This is a genomic window from Mycobacterium sp. DL440 (assembly GCF_011745145.1).
Lineage (GTDB): Bacteria > Actinomycetota > Actinomycetes > Mycobacteriales > Mycobacteriaceae > Mycobacterium.
The window spans coordinates 2,439,531-2,458,434 of record NZ_CP050191.1; the positions used below are offsets into that span (position 1 = coordinate 2,439,531).

The window sequence follows — 18,904 nt, forward strand, 5'->3', positions numbered from 1 at the left end:
TCTCGTTCAATGATTTTGGGGTGGCGTCGGTTAGGTGAGGATGACGTCGCCGGGGCAGTTGATCGTGGGGATGATCGATTGGCCGTACTCGGCCAGGGTGTGGTCTTGGCCGTCGTGTTGGAGATAGACCGCGAACTGGTCGACGCCGAGCTTCTGTAATTCCTGCAATTTGGCAACGTGCGCTGCGGCGGGTCCAAGGATGCAGAAGCGGTCAACGATCTCGTCGGGCACGAAGTCCGAGTGCGAGCTGCCCGCGCGTCCGTGTGCGTTGTAGTCGTATCCGTGGCGACCTTTGATGTAGTCGGTGAGCGATTGGGGCACCGCGCCGCTGCTGCCGTACTTGGCGACGATGTCGGCGACGTGGTTGCCCACCATTCCGCCGAACCAACGGCATTGGTCGCGTTGGTGGTCGAGGTCGTCACCGATATAGGCCGGTGCACCGACGCAGACCTTGATGTCATCGGGGTTGCGTCCGGCGTCGGCCGCCGCGTTCTTGACTCGTTCGATCATCCACTTGGTGATGTCGGGATCAGCCAGCTGCAGCAGGAATCCGTCGGCGACCTGTCCACACAGCTCAAGCGCCTTCGGGCCGTAGGCGCCGACGTAAACGTCCAGAGTGGACTTCGAGGCCCAGGGCAGGCGCACGGTGGAACCGTTGATCTCGGTGGGGCGCCCGTTGGCCAGGTCGGAGATCACCTTGACCGCCGATCTCAAAGTGTCCAGCGTGGAGGGCTTTCCGGACAGCGTCCGCATGGCGCTGTCACCGCGGCCGATCGAGCACACAGTGCGGTTGCCGAACATCGAGTTCAGCGTCGCGTAGGTCGAGGCGGTTACCGTGACGTCGCGGCTGAGCGGGTTGGTGACCATGGGGCCGACGACCACTTTGCGAGTGGCCGCCAGAATCTGACCGTGGATGACGTAGGGCTCCTGCCACAGCATGTGCGAGTCGAACGTCCAGACGTAGTCGAATCCCCGATTCTCTGCGGCGACCGCCAACTCCACCACGCGTGAGGCAGGTGGATCTGGTTGCAGCACGATGCCGAAGTCCATTGGTAGACCTTTCTTTGTTCGACGGCGTGACTAGATGAGGTACTGGCTGAGGCCGCGCTTGACGTGACCGGCGACCCTGAAGCCCTCCGGCGCGTCGCTCTCGTGGTGCTACCGAACGCTCACGACTGTGGCCGCGGTCACAACGAACTTATGTGCCGAACCGGCATTGAACCAGCACGCTGTGCACCGAAAATTCGTACTTTTCGTGTGCATGTGCACACCCGGGCCGTAGACGGCGGCGCTGCCCCGTGACTACGGTGACCGTCGTGCGCAAAGCTCGCGAAACCGATCAGTGGTCGCGCATCCGTTGGATGGAGCTGATCGACCAGGTGACCGCCAATCGCGAGCGACTGGTCGATGCATATATGGCGCAGATCGACGAGGGGCGTCGGTTCTACGAATCGCGCGTGGACACCGCCGATCTGCGCGAGAGTGCGCGGACGGCGTTCACGATGCTGCTCAGGCAACTTGCCGGCGCACCGATCAGCGAGGAGGACCGCCGCGTCACCCGTGAACTCGGGGTGCGGCGTGCCCGCCAGGGCGTGCAGTCGAGGAAGCTCACCGCAGCGATCCACCGTGACTTCTCGGTGCTGTGGTCGGCGTTCCTGGAGCTGTCCGAAGACGACGATGCCGCGGTGCTGACGCACCACACGGAAGACATGTGGCGCGTGGTCGACGGTTTCGCAGGAAGCATCCACGCGGCGTACTTCGACGAAGTGATTGCGATTGCGCAGGAACGGTCGTTCAGCGTGCAATCGCTGCTGGCGCAGTTGATCACCGACGAGTATCCGTCGTTGACCTTCATCGCCCGGGCCGGACAGGCGCTATCTATCCGCGAGACCGACGGCATCTGGGTCGCCGCCGCCTTGGTCGCCGAGGGGGCGCCGCTGCAGCAGTTCGCCGAGCGTCTGCGTCGTCGTGGCCGGTCGGCCTACACCTATGTGATGGGGGAGTGCATCTTGGTGGTGTGGGTGGCCGGTGTTGCCGCCTCCGGGCTGGTAGGCGTGCTCGACGGATTCGCGTCGAGTCCCGACCGCGCCGACCTTCAATCGGTCCGATGCGGCGTTTCGCCGTTGTACCTGGGGGTCGCGCAGTTGCGCTCGGCCGCCGAGATCGCCTGCGAGATCGCCTTGGCCATGCATCCCGAACACGCTGGGCCCACGACCATCGCGGACGTCTGGCCGCTGGTCGCCGGAGCCGCCCTCCAGAGCCGTTTGCCGGCCCTGGAGGAGTCGATACGGGGGCCGTTGCGTGATTGTCGGCCCGCCGAGTTGGCAGCGTTGATGGAGACGATCAGGGTTTTTTCGCAAAACGGCGATGCGAGTGCGACTGCGGCCCAATTGTTTTGCCACCGCAACACGGTGATGAAACGGCTACGCCGACTGAAGGAACTCACGGGACTGGACATGACCGTGCCCAAGGACTCGGCGCGAGTGCTGGTGGTTCTGGCGTCCGAGTTGGCGGCAGTTGGGGCCCATCCCGAATAATGCTGCGGTGCCCATGCTGCCCCTTGCTGACATCCTGTCCACGCTCGACCTCGTGGAGTCGGGTGACGGCATCTTCGTCGCTGAACAGCGGGACAACGCCACCCACCACATCGTGGGTGGGCATCTCACTGCCCAGGCGCTGATGGCGGCCGGCCGCACGGTCCCTGGCCGACTGCCGCACAGCCTGCATGTTTATCTGCTGCGGGCCGGCGACGCCCGGTATCCGGTGCAGATGGAGGTGGGCGTCCTGCGCGACGGCGGCTCGCTGTCCACGCGTCAGGTCACCGCCCGCCAGGGGGGAGAGATATTGCTGGAGGCGATGATCTCGTTCAGCGTCCCGATGGATGCCGCGGACTACCATCGACGCGCGCCCGAGGTGCCCGGTCCCGAGACTCTTCCCGGGGTCGAGGAGCAGTTGCAGGCGTTCGCCGATGAGGCCGACGGGTTCTGGGTGCGCCCACAGTGGATCGAGCGACGCTACATCGACCCGCCTCCACGGCTGGCGATCGAGATGGCGGAGCCGCCGGAGCGCACCCGGATGTGGTGGCGTCCCGCCGGACCCGTGACCGACGATCCGATCATCAACAGTGCTCTGCTGACCTACTTCGCGGGTACCGCCCTGCTCGACACCACAGTGACCATGCGGCGTGCCACCCATGTGACCACGTTCTCGGCGTTGATCGACATGGCGATCTGGTTCCACCGCCCCGCGGATCTGACGGATTGGGTGTTGTCGGACCAGGTTTCACCCAGCGGCATCAACGGGAGAGGCCTGGCCAGCGCCACGCTGTACAACCGCGCCGGTCAACTGGTGTGCTCGACGACCCAGGAGATGTACTTCGGCCGCCGCCGCGACTGAATCAACGGGTGGACTTGACCACCTGGGCGAAGTTGAACTGCCAGCGTTCGACGATGTGGAAACCCATGCTTTCGGGTACCCGATAGGCCGGAGCGCGGTCCAATCGGGGTCCGGGCTTCAGCCCTGTTCCGCTCTGTCGGCTCGGTACCGACGGGTCGCGTTCGGACACCGTCCACAAGACGGTGCAACGGCGCACCTCGTCAGCGACGCCCCAGATCCCGAGATGCGCATCCCACAACCGATTTCGTTTCCAGGCCGGGGTGCCGCGACCGGGGTCGATCAGGTCGGTGTACGCGGCCGGGCGGGCGGCGGTGAGTGGGCGGATGGGGCCCGGTTTCCACGAGGTGGTGTTGTCGAAGATCAGGCAGTCACCGGGGGATGAGTGTGCCGAGATGACGTCTGCGACCTGGCTGAAGTCCATGCCCTCCTTGGCGTACGGGCCGCGCTGCACCATCAGGTAGTTCGGCGTCGCCGCGACGGCGAACACCGCCAATACGGCAGTGATCCACTCGCGGCTGCGAGCCACCGCGACCACACACACGGCGAGCAGCAGCGCCATCGCCGGCGTGGTGAAGCAGAGGTAGCGAGGGTAGTAAAGCGGTTGGGCAACAGCCGAATACGCCAGAAGTGCCGCGGTCGGGGCGAGAACCCACACGACGGCCATCACCACCAGTCGACGCGTGCCGTGATCGGTGGGCCGCAGCCGCCTGGCCAGCAGGGGTGCACTCAGCACAGCAGCCGCCAGTACCGCGAACGCCACACTGTGGTCGAAATACTGCCTGACCAGGACTTCGGCAACCGAATGCAGGCCCGGCGGTGAGATCCAGCCGACCTGGAAGCTCTGCGAACGACACCACAAGACGAACGGAACCACGACGACCATCGCGGCCGCCGTCACCGACACCCACCTGGTGCGGGTGCGACGACGGTTACCGACAATCGCGACAGCCACGGCGTGTGGAACCACCATCAGCACCACGAAGATGTTCAGCACGGTGGAAACCGCCAGCAGCACACCATATGACAGCCACAGCGCGGTGCGGTCGCGCCGGATGGCGAAGATGAGCAGAACTGTCAGCCACACCGCCGCCAGCGTCGACCAGGAGTACGAGCGGGCCTCGATACCTGCCCACGTGATCCTGGGCAGCATCGCGAAAAGAACTCCCGCACAGACTGATACCGTGCGGGTGCTGAACTGCCGACCGAGAACCACCACCCCGCCCGCGGCACCACCGATGGCCAGGCAGCTGGAGAACCTGGACCAGAACTCCGTTGCCGGAAAGATGGTGAACCAGCCGTGCATCCCGAGGTAGTACAGCCCGTGCACCGCGTCGATATGGCCGATCAGGTCCCACAGCTGTGGCACCGTTCGGGTAGCGGCCGAGATGGTGGCCGCCTCGTCGAACCACAGCGATGGACGGGCGGCTCCCGCCGCGCACAGCACGACGGCAAATGCGGCCACCGCCAGGGAATCGAATCGCGTTCCTCGAACGACGCGCCGGTCCGCGCCCTCGGCGCGCTCATTCAGCGATAGATCCACGTCAGCGACGGTGTCACCCCCTCAAGTGATGGCAAACAATAACCTGAGGCGCTCCGACTCGCTTTCTCCGACAGCACTATTGCCGGGTGGTCAGGGGTCCAGATGAGCTGGATCACTCCGGCGGCGAATCGTCCTGGCGACAACCCGGATTTGACCGACGTCGACTACGTCACGGTCGGCACCGAATTTGCGCCTCTACGAGTTAATATCAGTGCCGATTCGCCGGACCGGGCACCAACAGTGGGTCCAGTTGTCGGCTGGCCGTGCGGGTGTCGTGATTCGCACCCCTGGTCAGCAGGCGACGGGTTACTGTCTCGGGTGGCGTTGCAACTGACAGTGGGAGGGTATTCATGAGCGCGTATCGAACCGTGGTGGTCGGCACAGACGGATCTGATTCGTCGTTGCGTGCAGTCGACCGCGCCGGTCTGATTGCCGCCGGGTCGAATGCCAAGCTGATCGTGGCAACCGCGTACTTCCCCCAGAGCGAAGACCAGCGTGCCGCCGATGTGCTCAAGGAAGAGGGCTACAAGATGGCGGGCAATGCGCCGATCTACGCCATCCTCCGCGAGGCGACAGACCGTGCGAAGGCCGCCGGCGCCACCGACATCGAGGAGCGGCCGGTTGTCGGCGCTCCGGTCGATGCGCTGGTCGAGCTCGCCGAGGACGTTCAGGCGGATCTGCTGGTGGTCGGCAACGTCGGCCTGAGCACGATTGCCGGCCGTCTGCTGGGCTCGGTGCCCGCGAACGTGGCACGCCGGTCCAAGACCGACGTGCTCATCGTCCACACCAGCTGAGCTACCGGCTGACGACTACCAACCGCGCTCGCGCCACTCCTCGAGATGGGGACGTTCGGCGCCGAGCGTGGTGTCGTCTCCGTGGCCGGGGTACACCACTGTGCGGTCGTCGTAGACGTCGAACACCTTGGCGCCGACATCACCCAGTAGCCGCTCGAAGTCGCCGGGCTGCCAGGTTTTGCCGACTCCGCCGGGAAACAGGCAGTCGCCGGTGAACAGGTGGGTCACCCCGTCGGCCCCACTGAGCGCCAGGGCGACCGACCCCTCGGTGTGACCCTGCAGGTGGATCACGTCGAACTTCAGTTCGCCGACCGTGATGGTGTCGCCGTCGGCCAGGATCCGGTCGGGCGTCACCGGCAGTGGCTCGGCGTCCAGGGAGTGTGCGGCCGTCGGCGCCCCGGTGACCTCTGCCACAGCTTCCAGCGCCTGCCAGTGGTCGAAGTGTTGGTGGCTGGTGACGATCAGGGACAGCTCGGGTGCCTGCTGCTTGATCACATCCAGCAGCACCTCAGCGTCGTTTGCGGCGTCGATCAGCAGTGTTTCACCGGTGGATGTGCAGGTCACGAGGTAGGCGTTGTTGTCCATGGGGCCCACGGACACCTTGATTATCGAGGCGTTCGGCAGGGCGCGCCGGGCGGCGGTCCCCGGCTCCTGGTGACCGGTGTAGGTGTCGTCAACCGCGATGTGAGGGCTGGTCATAGCGCCACCGTATCCGGCTTGTCGGTGGGCGCACATAGCATGGGCGTGAAGTCTGTCGTGGGAAAGGAAACGCGTGGCTGACCGCCTGATTGTGAAGGGTGCGCGGGAGCACAATCTGCGAGGAGTCGACCTCGATCTGCCGCGTGATGCGCTGATCGTGTTCACCGGCCTGTCCGGGTCCGGCAAATCCTCGCTGGCCTTCGACACCATCTTCGCCGAGGGGCAGCGCCGCTACGTCGAGTCGCTGTCGGCCTACGCGCGCCAGTTCCTCGGGCAGATGGACAAGCCCGATGTCGACTTCATCGAGGGCCTGTCGCCTGCGGTGTCCATCGATCAGAAGTCGACCAACCGCAACCCCCGCTCGACCGTGGGCACCATCACCGAGGTGTACGACTACCTGCGTCTGCTGTACGCCCGCGCGGGTACCCCGCACTGCCCGGTGTGTGGTGAGCGCATCGCCCGGCAGACCCCGCAGCAGATCGTCGACCAGGTGCTGGCCATGGACGAGGGGCTGCGATTTCAGGTACTGGCCCCGGTCGTCCGCACCCGCAAGGGCGAGTTCGTGGACCTGTTCGAGAAGCTCAACACGCAGGGCTACAGCCGCGTGCGGGTGGACGGCATCGTGCATTCGCTCACCGATCCGCCCAAGCTCAAGAAGCAGGAAAAGCACGACATCGAGGTAGTCGTCGACCGCCTGACGGTCAAGGCCAGCTCCAAGCAGCGGCTCACCGACTCGGTGGAGACCGCGCTGAACCTGGCCGACGGCATCGTGGTGCTGGAGTTCGTGGACCGCGAGGATGACCATCCGCATCGTGAGCAGCGCTTCTCCGAGAAGCTGGCCTGCCCCAACGGCCACCCGCTCGCCGTTGATGATCTTGAACCCCGGTCGTTCTCGTTCAACTCGCCGTACGGCGCCTGCCCGGAGTGCACGGGCCTGGGTATCCGCAAAGAGGTCGACCCCGAACTGGTCGTGCCCGACCCGGAGCTGACCCTGGCCGGCGGCGCCATCGCTCCGTGGGCCGTCGGGCAGAGCGCCGAGTACTTCACCCGGATGCTGTCCGGGCTGGGCGATCAGCTCGGGTTCGACGTCGACACCCCGTGGAAGAAGCTTCCGGCCAAGGCGCGCAAGGCCATTCTGGAAGGCTCGGATCACCAGGTCCACGTCCGGTACAAGAACCGTTACGGCCGCACCCGGTCCTACTACGCCGATTTCGAGGGCGTGATGGCCTTCCTGGCACGGCGCATGGAGCAGACCGACTCGGAGCAGATGAAGGAACGCTACGAGGGTTTCATGCGCGATATCCCCTGCCCGGAGTGCAATGGCACCCGGCTCAAGCCCGAGATCCTCGCCGTGACACTGGCCGCCGGGGACCACGGTGCCAAGTCCATCGCCGAGGTGGCCGAGTTGTCGATCGCCGACTGCGCCGATTTCTTGAACGCCCTCACCCTGGGGACACGTGAACAGGCCATCGCCGGGCAGGTGCTCAAGGAGGTCCAGTCGCGGCTCGGGTTCCTGCTCGACGTCGGCCTGGACTATCTGTCGCTGTCGCGGGCGGCCGCGACGCTGTCCGGCGGTGAGGCACAGCGCATCCGGCTGGCCACCCAGATCGGCTCCGGGCTGGTCGGCGTGCTCTACGTGCTCGACGAGCCGTCCATCGGCCTGCACCAGCGCGACAACCGCAGACTGATCGACACCCTGGTCCGGTTGCGCGAACTGGGCAATACCCTCATCGTCGTCGAACACGATCTGGACACCATCGCGCATGCCGACTGGGTGGTGGACATCGGCCCGGCGGCCGGTGAGCACGGTGGCCGCATCGTGCACAGCGGAACGTATGCGGACCTGCTGAGCAACCCTGAATCCCTTACCGGCGCTTACCTTTCAGGCAAGGAGAGCATCGAGGTCCCGGCTGTTCGGCGGCCTACCGACAAGCGTCGGCAGATCACGGTCGTCGGGGCGAGAGAGAACAACCTCCGGGAGATTGACGTCGCGTTCCCCCTCGGTGTGCTCACCTCCGTCACGGGGGTCTCCGGCTCAGGAAAGTCGACTCTGGTCAACGACATCCTGGCCTCGGTGATGGCCAACAAACTCAATGGTGCCCGGCAGGTGCCCGGCAGACACACCCGGGTCAACGGACTCGACCAGTTGGACAAGTTGGTCCGCGTCGACCAGTCACCGATCGGCCGCACGCCGCGCTCCAACGCAGCCACCTATACCGGCGTGTTCGACAAGATCCGGTCGTTGTTCGCCGCCACCACCGAGGCCAAGGTCCGCGGCTATCAGCCCGGGCGGTTCTCGTTCAACGTCAAGGGCGGTCGGTGCGAAGCCTGCTCAGGTGACGGCACCATCAAGATCGAGATGAACTTCCTGCCCGACGTGTATGTGCCGTGCGAGGTGTGCCAGGGCGCCCGGTACAACCGGGAAACCCTCGAGGTGCATTACAAGGGCAAGACCATCGCCGAGGTGCTGGATATGTCGATCGAGGATGCCACCGAGTTCTTCGAGCCGATCAGCTCGATCCATCGCTACCTCAAAACCCTCGTCGACGTCGGCCTGGGGTACGTGCGGTTGGGACAGCCGGCGCCGACGTTGTCCGGCGGTGAGGCGCAACGTGTCAAGCTCGCTGCCGAATTGCAGAAGCGGTCTACCGGGCGCACCGTCTACATCCTCGACGAGCCGACCACCGGCCTGCACTTCGAGGACATCCGCAAACTGCTCAAGGTGATCAACGGCCTTGTCGACAAGGGCAATACGGTGATCGTCATCGAACACAACCTCGACGTGATCAAGACGTCGGACTGGATCGTGGACATGGGTCCCGAGGGTGGCGCCGGGGGCGGCACGGTCGTCGCGCAGGGCACACCGGAGGACGTGGCGGCCCACCCGGACAGCTACACCGGCGAGTTCCTCGCCGAGCTGATCGATGTACCGGCGCCGAAACCCAAGCGACGCAAGGTCAGTGCCTGACGGTTCAGCGCTTCGACAGGGGCGAGGGGAACCGGGGATTGGCGCGTGCGCCGGCCAGCCACTCGGTCAGCGCATCAGCGCGCTGTTGCAGTGCGCGCGTGCCGTCGCGGCCGATGTCTTCCAACAGGTGCACCTGGATGCGGCCGTCAGCGTGCTGACCCCAGCCGCCGACGATCCGGCCGTCCCACCATGCCGTGGGCCCGCCGTTGCCGTTGGTGTCGAAGACCTGGCTGCGATGAGCACCGAGGTACCAGTCGCGGTCGAACCAGCCCATCGTGGTGACGTCCAGGCCCGGGAGTAGCGCCGCCCACGGCTCGGCGTCCGGTTCGATGTCGAGGTCGTCGGGCAGGACGTAACCGGGGGTGCCGGCTGCCCCCTCCAGGCCGACCTCGACTGCGCCGATATCGCGCAGGGCGTGACGGGCCCAGGTCAGGGTGTTGCCGAACCACCATTTGATGTCCGTGACCGTGGCCGGGCCGAATGTCTGCAACCAGGTGCGCACCAGCTCGGCCCGGGCATGGTCCGGCTCGACTGTCGGCGCCGGTGTGCCGAGCCAGTCGGAGGTGACCGTCCACCGCGGCCGCGAGTTGGTCCAGCCGCTGTCGTTCGGGCCTCGGACGATCTCGCCGCGCACCCCGAGCACCGTCAAAACCCTTGGGGAGAGTGGAGTTTCACCGCCCCACCGCTTTCCTGGTGCCGGGTCGAAAGTGCCGGCGAGTTCGGGCACTGCGGTGCGCAGTTGCGCAGCAGCGGTAGGCCCGTGCTCGCGCAGATGGGCCAGGACGGCCTGGCATGCGGTGGCGAGCCACTGGGCGCCGTCAGCGGCCACCCCGGCCTTCTCCACATCGCCGACGAGTTTGCGGTGCTCGTTGCCGGCCACCCGGTCACTGGCCCCGGCCTGCACCAGCGGCAGGTCCTCGGCTCGGACGACCCACAGCGTGCGGCGCATCGCAAGGTGTTTGAGCACCGTGCGCCGCGCATACAGCTCCTGGTCCAGATTGTCGGTGGCGAAATCGGGTAGCCGCGACCACAGGGACAGGTAGGGCGTTGAGGGATCAGTCGCGTGCAGCCCGACGAAGGCGCCAACGGTGGCGGCGACGGAGGATGCCGGACGGCTCAGGAAGTGACGCCGGGCCAGCCGGGCCCGGCGCTCGGCAATGGTGAAGGTGCGCACGAATCAGGCGTCGTCCGGCTTGTGCATGGACTCACGGATCTGCTTCAGACGCTCGGCCGCCGCCTGCTGGCGCTTCTCGTACTGCTCCTCGATGGTGCGGCCCTCCGGAGTCTCGGACGCCAGCTCCGCCGCCCCGATGGCGGTGCCGTAGCGGGTTTCGATCTTCTCCCGGACCGCGTCGAATGTCGGAACCCCGGCAGGGGTGTAGCCGGTCTCGGCCGGCTCAGAGAGCGGAGGCGGGGCCGGGGGGAGCGGCGACGGGGGAACGATCTCCGCGTCGAGCACGCTCTCGGCTTCTTCAGGTTGATCCGGTTGCGCTGGGTCCTTCGTCACGAAATCCACGTTACCTGCGGCAACCGACATTTCTTGGGATCGGTAGCACTTGGGCCCACCAAGACTTCGAGACACAACGGAGCCATCGGGGCAACGTGAAACGAAGGGAAGACGCAATGACCATGAATCGAGTTATCGCCGGCGCCATGGGACTGCTCGCGACCGGCGCCGTGCTGGTGGGCTGCTCGAACGACAAGCCTGCCGACAAGCCCGCCGCCTCGGCGGACCAGCCCGCCGGCGAATCCAAGGTCAGCACCGGGGCCAACACCGAGGTCAAGGTCGACGGTTCGGACCTGGCGGGCCTCGATCTGAACTCGGTCACGTGTGTGAAGCAGGGCGGCAAGATCAACGTGGCCAGCGCCGCCGTCGGCGGTCAGCAGGGCCTGGGCGTGGTGATGACCGACGAGGCCACGCCGAAGGTCGAGTCGCTGGGCCTGGTCTACGACGGCAGCGCGTTGGCGGTCAGCGAGGCCATGGGCGTCAAGGTCGGTTCGGCCGAGGTCAAGGTCGACGGGGACACCTACACCATCACCGGTGAAGCGTCGGGTGCCGACATGAAGAACCCGATGGCCGGGATGATCAACAAGCCGTTCACCATCACGGTGTCCTGCAGCTGATCTCCCGACATGGTGGGCGTGCCCGGCGGACCTCCTGCCGGGCACGCCCACACCTTTTATATGGTGCAGGGGTGACCATCGTCGACGATCTCTCCCGGGCCCGTCACCTGGCGCTGGCCGCCGACGAGGGCGCCGCCCACGATCTCCTGGTCTCGCTGCTGCCCCGGATCGAGCAGGCCGACCGCGACGACTACGCGTTCGAGGTGTTCGCCCAACTCGGCGAGATCTTCCTGGTCCGCACCGCCTACGACGGTGTGCGGGAGAGTATTTCCCGGGCGCGGGATACCCTGGGGATATACGTCGCGATCCGCTCGGGGCAACGACCCGACCTCGCCGCACAGGCCACCATGCCCGACTCCGAGATCGATCACATGATCTGCCGCTACACCCGTCGGGTGGAGTTCCTCGAAGCCGGACTGGCTGCCGCCCGCGGCGATCATGACGGTGCCGCGGCGCATCTTGAGACCCTGATCGAAACCGGTGGGGACTTCGACGATTTGCGGCGCGAGCATCGTAACCTCATCTGCCACACCAGGATTCTGATCGCGAGCAGCCTGTGCGACGACGACTTGTACGCCGCGTCGGTGCCGGTGTGGGCCGAGGTGCTCGACGTCCTCGAGGATCGCGACGCCCCCCGCGCCGATGATGCCGAGGTCGATCACCTGTTCGTCACCGGGGCGCTCGGCTACGGCCGGTTCTGCGTCGAGTCCGGCCGCCTCGACGAGGCGGAGCCATGGCTTCGCCGGGCCGGTGCCCGGGCCGAGGCGCGGGGCTGGAAGCTGGCCGCCGCCCGCGCCCAACTCGAACGTGGTGCCGCGGCATGGGCGGCCGCTCAATACGCCGACACCCAGGATCTGGTGACCGAGGCCTACCCGGTGATCGCCGAGCATGCCCGCGCCCATGACGTGTCCCGGAGCTGGCTGTACTTCGGACTGATCCGGGTGGGTCTGGGCAGGTTGCGGGAGGCCGACGAATGCTGGGAACACGCCGAGAGACATTGGCGCGAGATTGAGCGGCCCTTGCATATTCACCGAATTCTGTTGCAACGGAGTTGGCTAGCTCTGTTCCGCGGCGCCTTCGACGAGGCGATCGCGATGGTGGACGAGGCCAGGGGACTGCTGGACGCCTCGCCGCGCCGCAGTTGGTTGCAGTACGCGCGACTGGATGCGCACCTGGGCAACATCTGGCGGGCCGATGCGTTGGCGGGGATGGGCTTCGACGGTTTGGGCAAACCGGGGCAGAGCTGGGAACAGGTCGAGGCTCGGCACGCCGCGGGGACCGGCACGTTCAACTGCCGCCCGGGCAGCCGCAAGTACCGCCGCGGGATGGTCAAGCTTGATCGGGCCGCCGACCTGAAGGTTCCCGCTGCGCTGGCGGTTGATTCGGTGCGATACACGATCACCGACGCCGGGGCCAGGGCCCGTTGGGCCAACGGTGTTGCGGCTCCCTTGATGGCGGGAGCATTCGCGGTGGCCTGGGAATCGGACAATACCGAGTTGACCTGTGAGCTGATCGAATACCACAGCGCACGAGGGACTTTCAGTACCGATCGAGCGGATGAGCCGGGTCCTGCCGCCGAATGGACCGAAACCGCCACGGCGGTCGTACCCGTCGAGGCCGAACTCGCACCGCAACTCGCCGTCGCGGCTGCCGCGGCACCAGTCGGCGGTGAAGGCGCACTGACCAGGCTCGGCCCGTTGCCCGCGCTGCGGATCGACCCGAGTTCGGGTCCGATATTGAGCCACTACCGGGAGCTGGCGCTGCAGCGGTACGGGCGGGACGTCACCGCGCCTGGCGCGGAATGGATCACGTGGCCGTGACCGACACCCTGGTACTCCGGTTCGCCGATGTCGGCGTCGCAACCTATGTCAGCCTGCGCGTGGTGGGGCAGCCGCAGCGCTCGGTCACCTGGGTGATCGAGGAACCGCACATGGAGGCGGTGGAGGCCGTACTCAACCCGGCGCTGCCGGATCCGATCGGTACCGAGACGCCGGCCGAGGCGGTCGAACGGGCCGTGGTCACCGGTGCATTCGCCACCCCGGAGTCCGAACTGGAACTGGCCCGGCTGCTCGGTTCGCACCTGATCGGGATCGACGGCTGGCAACTGCTGGCCGATTGCGTCGCCGATGTCCGACCGGTGCTTTTCGTGACGCCGAGCCCGCGGTTGGGCCGGGTGCCCTGGGGTCAGCTGGCGATGCCGGGTCCCGACGGCTTCCGGCTGATGGAGTTGGTGGATGTGCTGATGGCGGTGCCGCCCAACATCGTTCATGCGCCGCGCCACGCCGTCCGTTGGCAGGATCGCCTCGATCGCCCGCCGGTGCTGGTACTGGATCCCCGCATTCCCGGGCAACGGCCGGATTCGGCCCTGGGCTCGGTGCTGGGCCGCCCGTCAGCGCAGACGCCGTTGTCGGAGCACTTCGGTGAGCTGGTGGCCGGCCACGCCGTCCTGCCGAAGGTCGACGCGGCCGTCGAGCTGTTCCGGCGTACCGATACCGACCGGCACTGGTTGGCCGACGCCTGCGCACTGGACCCGAGCCGGCTGCTCTACGTCGGGCACGCCAGCGCCGCTGACGGTGCCGCCGGGCATGCCGATCGGGCGGCCCTGCACTTGGCCGAGAGCGGGCCGCTGACCGCGGGGGAGATGATCGCGACGCAGCTGCCGATCCCGCCACGAGTGGCGTTGCTGGCGTGCGCATCCGGCGGTGACTACCGGTTCGACGAGGCGTCCGGATTGGTTGCCGCGATGATCCTGGGTGGTGCTCAGCTGGTGACCGCGACGCTGTGGTCGCTGCCGACCACGGCCGGGTTCCGTCAATTCAGTCCAGCTGGTGCAGAGGCCGATCCGATGACCGACACCATCGTCGGGGTGGACCTGGCACATCGCGGCGATGACGCGGGTCGGGCGGTGAACCGCTGGCAACGGGTCATGATGCGCCGGTGGCGTGACGGGGACCCGACGGCCAGCCCCTTGCACTGGGCCGCGCTGGCCACGTTCACCGTCGACGGCGCCCGCTGAGTCAGGCCGGGGTCACACAGATCGCCACGACGCTCTCATTGCCCGGACGGTAGTACGCATCGATCAGGTTGCCCGGCGAGACCTTCGCCAGCGCCGATGCCGGGATCAGCGCTCGCTGACGCACCGGGAACTGGCCGCCGCCGCGCCGGCTGACCATCAGGTCGAGCTCGACCTCGCGGTAGTCCTCACGGATGGCCCCGGTGGCCCGCATGCCGGTGACGATTCCGCGCGACCGGGTCCCGGTGCGGATCAGCTCGAGCTGCACCCGGGTCATGAGTCCCTTGCGGACCAGCATGTGGTCGAATTCGGCAACCAGCTCCCCGAGGGTGACCAAACGCTCGTCGGCCTCGTCGTTCCGGCAGACACACCGCGCCCGGCGGGTGGCGGTCAGCGCGGCGCCGGCACAGAACAGGCACAGGACGGTGAGCAGCACGGCCTCGGTCATGTCCCCAAGGGTCCGGCCGAGCGACCACTACCGAACCCAACTTCGACGCCTCTATCCTGGTGCCGGTGAGCATCGGGTCCGAAACGTCTGGGGCGAGCGCGGGCGCCGATTCGGGCGTGGGTGCCGCCCAACCGCGCCGAGCGGTCATCGACCGGGCCTGGCGCGCGCTGGGCCCCGGCGTCGAGGTGTTCAGCGGCGACGATGGCGGGCCGCTGCGCCGGACCGTCAAACGGATCATCGACCCGCTGGTGCTCAGGCTGCGCAGCAACACCCACTATTCGGCACCGGTACTGGCTCCCGAGGTGGCTGCTGAACTGCACGCGCAGATGATGCGCAGCGGGCCACATCTGCGTGCCGCCGCCGGCTGGTTCACCGAGCTCAAACAGCAGCGCCGACGGCTGCGCATCACCACCGGCAATGCCCAGGAGCTCTATTTCCCGGTGTGTTTCGAACTTGCCGTGACCCGAGGCGCGCCGGCCTCAGACAAGACGGACGTTGCGACGGGGGTGCTTGCCGAGCTTCATCAGGGCCGTGACCGTACCGCCACCGAGGCGCTCAACCAGCATGTGGCCGATCCGCATGTCATCGACCGGTTACGTCGCCAACTCGACCGCAGCTGGCATGACGTCGTGGCCTCCGACGCGATCACCGGCCCGTTCTTCGCCGGGCTGGCGACCGTGCTCGGCCCGGCCGACAGCCACCGTGCCGAGGCGGCCCGCCGGCGGGTGTGGTCGGCGCTGGTGGCCGACGCCACGCCGTACAACCTCGGCGCCGGGGTGCGGCACGAGGACGCCGAGCTGCCCTGGTCGCTTGTCGCCGTCGGGCTGAGTTCAGTGCTGCCACAACAGCACCCGTCGATCAATGGCCCGGTCGACGGCGACCGCCCGCTGGACCGCAGCGTGGTAGATCGGGTGCGGGCGACATTGCGCCGGGCACTGGACCGCGACGAACTGCCGGACATCCCGCTGCTGTGCGCAGAGGAGGTGGACCGGTCCTGCGCGCCGTGGGGACTGCTCGCCGAGGACAAGCAGGCCGGGCTTGTGGTCGGCATCGAGGTGGCCACCGACCTGCGCCCGCTCGACGCCTCGGCCACGGGGCGCTACCAGCTGTCGGCGCGCATCCAGGCCCGGCTGGCAAAAGAAGCGTACGTGCTGCATGCCCGCCGCTACCTGGTGGCCGGTGCCGCGGTGCACCCGCGCCAACGGCAAGTCATCGACGATCTCGCCGCCTTCTGCCGCCCCTATCTGAGCCGGCTGTGGGCGCGGTTGCACGGCCGAGATGTCTGGCAGGAGTCTTGCGCGGACGTCGACGAGCTGCGATCACTGCTGGAAGGCGTGGCCAGATCGGTCAGCCTGGATCACCGGCAGCGCATCAAGGCGATGCTGGAAGTGCAGGTGGCAGAGTGATATTGAGTGCAGAGGGCGGGCTGTGGAGCACCGGCCCGGTGGCCGACGATGTGCCTCTGGTCGCGGTACTGGAGGTCAGCGGCGCGGTCCTGTCCTGGGTGGTGGATGGGGGCGCCGGCGAACCACCGTCCATCACGTTCACCGATCCGGAGCGCGCGGACTGGCTGTGGCGAGTGCTCGGCGAGTCGGGTCATGTCGCGCTCCTGGACGCACTGCGCCAGCGGGAGCCGGGACAGCCGCTCGACCTGGCCGGGGTCGAGGTGCTGCCCGGAACGACGGACACCTTGCGGCGGTTGGCGATCGGGCACTGGCTGCGGCGTTGGTGGCCGGCGAGCGACCGGTCCGGCATCGCGGCACTGGAGCGCCCGGTACTCGATGCCGAACTGGCGCTGCTGACGGTCGCCGCCGACGATTACTTCACCGACGACACCCTGGATGCCGATGTCGCAGGCCTGTTGGCGCCACACCTCGGTATGTTGAATTCTCTTGCAGTGTCCGGCGATCCGAGGATTGCGGCACTGGTCGAGGAATGCCGCGAGCTGGCCGGTGAGATCGGGCTGGACTGGCCGGACACGCTCGAAGCGGAACCGCGGCGGGACGACTACGCCCTCGCGGCCGGCGCCGGCGACGGTACGAAGGCGGCAGGGCTGATCGCGAGCGGAGCGGGCACGGTCGTGTGGTCGGCGGTGCCGCCCGGCGTGTTCGACGCTGCCGAGGACACCCTTGAATGGTCGGTGCTCGGGGATGGCGCGGGGGCCGCAGCCGTGGTGCAGGTATTGCTTTCGGGGCCGGATTCACCGCTGGGCATCGAGGTCGAAGTACACGGTAACGGTTGCGATGCTTCCGGTTTCCTCGATGCGACGGGTCGCGCGGTGCTGGAGTTGCACGATGCGGAGGGGCGGGGTCTCACCGAAACCGAGGCCTGGAACCTGGATTGGGCACGCACCACCGTCCGGGTCGGCGCCGAAGGCGCCCCCGAGTCCGCGCAGGTGCGGGACCGGGTGCGAGCGTTCGCGCGGGAACGGCTGGCCTCCGCGGCATCCAATTCGCGGCTCGCCACGGTGCTGGATTCGCGGCTCGCCGCGGTGCCCGATGCCTTCCTCGCCGAGGTCCGCGCGGCCGAATCCGACTACTGAGCGCTACTTGGCGGCCGTCTGGATGAACGCTGCCGAGGGCGACGACTGCGGCAGTCCGGTCGCAGGTGCCTGCGGGGTGCCGATCGCACCGGCCAGCCAGGGCAGGGCCGTCGAGAACGCGTGGCTGGCGAACGGCCAGTCGTGGGTTCCCTGGTGGGTCACCACTGCGCAGGCGATGCCGTGTTTCGAGCCGAGTGCACACAAGGAGTTGGCGGCCTTGACCTGATCGTTGGCGTGGGCTGCGGGCTTGCCTGGCGTGGACGTGTCGTTGACGTCGAACCAGCCCGACATCTGGTCGTACGGCCCGTGCCGGTTGATCACGGTGCTCGGGTCGAACGTGTCCCACGCGGCGGCGTTGCCGCCGAACAGGCGGTCGATGGTCTGTGCCTTGGTTCCCGAGTTCGGGCCGATGTCACCGGCGATGTCGACGAACGCACTGAACAGTTCAGGGTGCATGACCGCCATGTCCACCGCGCAGGTGCCGCCCATGGACCAGCCGACGATGCCCCATCCCGAGGCCGTCGGATTGACGCCGTAGTGGCTGTTCATATACGGGACAACGTCTTTGGTGAGATGGTCGGCGGAGTTCCCGCGCTTGCCATTGACGCATTCGGTGTCGTTGTTGAAGGTGCCGCCCGGGTCGACAAATGCCAGCACCGGCGCGTACCCGTGGTGGGCGGCGGCGAATTCGTCCATCGTCTTGATCACGTTGCCCGCCCGCATCCAGTCGGCCGGGGTGTTGAACTCACCGCCGATCATCATCACGGTCGGCAACTGCGGAGCGGGATTGGAAGCGAACCACGCCGGCGGCAGGTATACATACTCGCCGCGATGCCGGAAACCCGAAGCGGTGTTGGGGATTTCGACGGGGACCACACTGCCCTTGGCGGGGATGGTGCCCTGGCGCTGCATAGCGGTCACCGTGACCTGATCGGTCTGGTCGGGCAGTGGGCCTGCAGTCAACTGGTTCCATGCGGTCTGCACCCACGGGAAGTAACCGACCCACAGGTTCAGTGCCAGTGCCGTACACAGCAGCGTCAGCGGCACTGCCATGACGGCGGTACCGCGCCGCCACCACCGGCTGCCGCGCCAGCCCGCCGCCAGGACCACGACCGCCGCGCCCGTCAGCGCGATCCACACCCACAGGGACCTGGGAGCCGGGTTGCCCGCCAGCCCCTCGGACTCGATGTACCAGTTGGTGCCCGCGACGAGGATGCCGCCCACTGCGGCGGCGAACGGCAGCCAGATGAGCGCCCAGCGGCGGGTACGCCAGCCGATCGCGGCGATCAACACCACGGCGGTGATGACTTGAATGCTGGTCGGAACCCAGCCGTGCATCAAGGACAGGTGGTGAGTGAAGGTCACAGCAATATCGTCGCC

The 18,904-nt window shown here is 67.2% G+C and carries 16 protein-coding genes; 9 read left to right on the top strand and 7 right to left on the bottom strand.

Annotated features, from left to right (window positions below):
• Positions 1-30: 30 nt before the first annotated feature.
• A complete protein-coding gene (locus HBE63_RS11840; RefSeq protein ID WP_166904916.1) occupies positions 31-1,050 on the bottom strand; it encodes a TIGR03842 family LLM class F420-dependent oxidoreductase in 1,020 nt (339 codons plus the stop codon).
• Positions 1,051-1,316: 266 nt separating this feature from the next.
• On the opposite strand from HBE63_RS11840, the gene HBE63_RS11845 reads away from it, so the two are divergent.
• Positions 1,317-2,537, top strand: a complete 1,221-nt coding sequence (locus tag HBE63_RS11845) for a CdaR family transcriptional regulator (RefSeq protein ID WP_243858613.1) — start codon at positions 1,317-1,319, stop codon at positions 2,535-2,537.
• A 13-nt stretch (positions 2,538-2,550) separates the two neighbouring features.
• Positions 2,551-3,396: an acyl-CoA thioesterase II gene (locus HBE63_RS11850; RefSeq protein WP_208301439.1), complete on the top strand. Its 846-nt coding sequence runs from the start codon at positions 2,551-2,553 to the stop codon at positions 3,394-3,396.
• A gap of 1 nt (position 3,397) precedes the next feature.
• Here HBE63_RS11850 and HBE63_RS11855 read toward each other — a convergent pair whose 3' ends face one another.
• Positions 3,398-4,936, bottom strand: a complete 1,539-nt coding sequence (locus HBE63_RS11855; protein ID WP_166904918.1) for a glycosyltransferase family 39 protein — start codon at positions 4,934-4,936, stop codon at positions 3,398-3,400.
• A gap of 350 nt (positions 4,937-5,286) precedes the next feature.
• On the opposite strand from HBE63_RS11855, the gene HBE63_RS11860 reads away from it, so the two are divergent.
• A complete protein-coding gene (locus HBE63_RS11860) occupies positions 5,287-5,730 on the top strand; it encodes a universal stress protein (RefSeq protein WP_166904919.1) in 444 nt (147 codons plus the stop codon).
• Between the two features lie 15 nt (positions 5,731-5,745).
• On the opposite strand, the gene HBE63_RS11865 is transcribed toward HBE63_RS11860, so the two are convergent.
• Complete coding sequence (locus HBE63_RS11865; RefSeq protein ID WP_166904920.1) at positions 5,746-6,429, bottom strand: MBL fold metallo-hydrolase; 684 nt, start codon at positions 6,427-6,429, stop codon at positions 5,746-5,748.
• Positions 6,430-6,502: 73 nt separating this feature from the next.
• On the opposite strand from HBE63_RS11865, the gene uvrA reads away from it, so the two are divergent.
• On the top strand, positions 6,503-9,397 hold the full coding sequence (gene uvrA / locus HBE63_RS11870) for an excinuclease ABC subunit UvrA (RefSeq protein WP_166904921.1): 2,895 nt from the start codon (positions 6,503-6,505) through the stop codon (positions 9,395-9,397).
• A 4-nt stretch (positions 9,398-9,401) separates the two neighbouring features.
• On the opposite strand, the gene HBE63_RS11875 is transcribed toward uvrA, so the two are convergent.
• Together HBE63_RS11875 and HBE63_RS11880 are read right to left on the bottom strand one after the other, a co-directional pair.
• The gene (locus HBE63_RS11875; RefSeq protein WP_166904922.1) at positions 9,402-10,571 is read right to left on the bottom strand and encodes a winged helix DNA-binding domain-containing protein; all 1,170 of its coding nucleotides are present in this window, start codon (positions 10,569-10,571) and stop codon (positions 9,402-9,404) included.
• 3 nt (positions 10,572-10,574) lie between these two features.
• The gene (locus tag HBE63_RS11880; protein ID WP_371814974.1) at positions 10,575-10,934 is read right to left on the bottom strand and encodes a hypothetical protein; all 360 of its coding nucleotides are present in this window, start codon (positions 10,932-10,934) and stop codon (positions 10,575-10,577) included.
• Between the two features lie 92 nt (positions 10,935-11,026).
• Here HBE63_RS11880 and HBE63_RS11885 point away from each other — a divergent pair, with 92 nt between their 5' ends.
• The 3 genes from HBE63_RS11885 (at position 11,027) to HBE63_RS11895 (ending at position 14,537) form a co-directional block, all read left to right on the top strand.
• Positions 11,027-11,521: a lipoprotein LpqH gene (locus HBE63_RS11885; protein WP_166909688.1), complete on the top strand. Its 495-nt coding sequence runs from the start codon at positions 11,027-11,029 to the stop codon at positions 11,519-11,521.
• A 71-nt stretch (positions 11,522-11,592) separates the two neighbouring features.
• Complete coding sequence (locus tag HBE63_RS11890) at positions 11,593-13,341, top strand: hypothetical protein (RefSeq protein WP_166904923.1); 1,749 nt, start codon at positions 11,593-11,595, stop codon at positions 13,339-13,341.
• Complete coding sequence (locus HBE63_RS11895; RefSeq protein ID WP_166904924.1) at positions 13,323-14,537, top strand: CHAT domain-containing protein; 1,215 nt, start codon at positions 13,323-13,325, stop codon at positions 14,535-14,537. Before HBE63_RS11890 ends, HBE63_RS11895 begins: the two co-directional genes overlap by 19 nt.
• 1 nt (position 14,538) lies before the next feature.
• Here the strand turns inward: HBE63_RS11895 and HBE63_RS11900 are convergent, their stop codons facing one another.
• Entirely contained in the window at positions 14,539-14,982 is a 444-nt protein-coding gene (locus tag HBE63_RS11900) for a hypothetical protein (protein ID WP_166904925.1), read from the bottom strand.
• Positions 14,983-15,047: 65 nt separating this feature from the next.
• On the opposite strand from HBE63_RS11900, the gene HBE63_RS11905 reads away from it, so the two are divergent.
• Together HBE63_RS11905 and HBE63_RS11910 are read left to right on the top strand one after the other, a co-directional pair.
• On the top strand, positions 15,048-16,388 hold the full coding sequence (locus HBE63_RS11905; protein WP_371814975.1) for a hypothetical protein: 1,341 nt from the start codon (positions 15,048-15,050) through the stop codon (positions 16,386-16,388).
• On the top strand, positions 16,385-17,524 hold the full coding sequence (locus tag HBE63_RS11910) for a hypothetical protein (RefSeq protein ID WP_166904926.1): 1,140 nt from the start codon (positions 16,385-16,387) through the stop codon (positions 17,522-17,524). Before HBE63_RS11905 ends, HBE63_RS11910 begins: the two co-directional genes overlap by 4 nt.
• Before the next feature lie 3 nt (positions 17,525-17,527).
• Here HBE63_RS11910 and HBE63_RS11915 read toward each other — a convergent pair whose 3' ends face one another.
• A complete protein-coding gene (locus tag HBE63_RS11915) occupies positions 17,528-18,889 on the bottom strand; it encodes an alpha/beta hydrolase family protein (RefSeq protein ID WP_166904927.1) in 1,362 nt (453 codons plus the stop codon).
• Positions 18,890-18,904 lie beyond the last annotated feature (15 nt).

Excerpts from the sequence above, each read along its gene's own strand:
- HBE63_RS11865 (WP_166904920.1), bottom strand. The coding sequence starts at position 6,429 with ATGACCAGCCCTCACATCGCGGTTGACGACACCTACACCGGTCACCAG.
- HBE63_RS11840 (WP_166904916.1), bottom strand. The coding sequence starts at position 1,050 with ATGGACTTCGGCATCGTGCTGCAACCAGATCCACCTGCCTCACGCGTG.
- HBE63_RS11885 (WP_166909688.1), top strand. The coding sequence starts at position 11,027 with ATGAATCGAGTTATCGCCGGCGCCATGGGACTGCTCGCGACCGGCGCC.
- HBE63_RS11895 (WP_166904924.1), top strand. The coding sequence starts at position 13,323 with ATGGATCACGTGGCCGTGACCGACACCCTGGTACTCCGGTTCGCCGAT.
- HBE63_RS11860 (WP_166904919.1), top strand. The coding sequence starts at position 5,287 with ATGAGCGCGTATCGAACCGTGGTGGTCGGCACAGACGGATCTGATTCG.
- HBE63_RS11850 (WP_208301439.1), top strand. The coding sequence starts at position 2,551 with ATGCTGCCCCTTGCTGACATCCTGTCCACGCTCGACCTCGTGGAGTCG.
- HBE63_RS11900 (WP_166904925.1), bottom strand. The coding sequence starts at position 14,982 with ATGACCGAGGCCGTGCTGCTCACCGTCCTGTGCCTGTTCTGTGCCGGC.
- HBE63_RS11880 (WP_371814974.1), bottom strand. The coding sequence starts at position 10,934 with ATGTCGGTTGCCGCAGGTAACGTGGATTTCGTGACGAAGGACCCAGCG.